At 64.7% G+C, this 785-nt stretch carries 1 protein-coding gene; it reads right to left on the minus strand.

Features of this window, described 5'->3' with window-relative positions:
* Positions 1-785: tyrosine-type recombinase/integrase (locus ACXJ3V_RS20145; RefSeq protein WP_457102134.1), on the minus strand; the 785-nt coding region annotated here is incomplete at both ends.

Consider the following 785-nt stretch of genomic DNA (forward strand, 5'->3'; position numbering starts at 1 on the left):
ACTGATGCCTGCAGAAGGCTGACGGCGCGGGCATGCCGAAAGGTGTGCGGCCCACGCTTACCAAGAGGGCTTACACCGGCAGTCTCGAGGCGCAAGCGAACGAGCAGGTACAGGCTGGAGCCACGACTGAATGGTCGGTACGGAGCCTTGGAATGAACAAAGATCTCACGGGCATCGGTGGCAGGCCGTCCTCCTCTGAGGTAGGCCAGAAGGGCATCGCCGACGGCCGGTACCAAGGGCAATGCCGACGCGGAACCAGTCTTGGTGTGGCGTCTGCACAATCGGTCAGCGCGCCAGTCCACATCGTCCAGCCGTAATCGGGTGATCTCGCCGGCGCGCAGACCGTAGGTGGCAAGCAGCATGAGGATCGCGTAGTCGCGCAGCCCCTTGGCGGAGCGGTCCTGCCGGGTCGAAGCGAGAACAGTGCGGATCTGTTCGGGATGCAGGACCGAGGGCATCGCCTCGCACGCATAGAGCGTCGGGGAGAGGACCCCGGACGCTAAATCACGCGCAGTGCGCCCCGTGACGTGAAGGAACTTGAGGAAGCAGCGCAGCTGCTGCGCCACGTTCTTGCGCGAGACCCGCCGTAGAACGGGACACCTCCACTGAACGTAGGCGTCGATGTCGGCGAGCTGCATGGCACCGAGATCGCTTGCGCCGGTGCGGGCCACATACCAGGAGAGAAGTCGCCGCGCCTCAGCGGCCAGGACGTCGATCGAGCGGATGGCCAGACCGCGCTGCTCATCCAGCCACTGCGTGAATTCGCCAACCGCGGCATCACAGTA

This window comes from Microbacterium sp. P5_E9 (genome assembly GCF_054049175.1).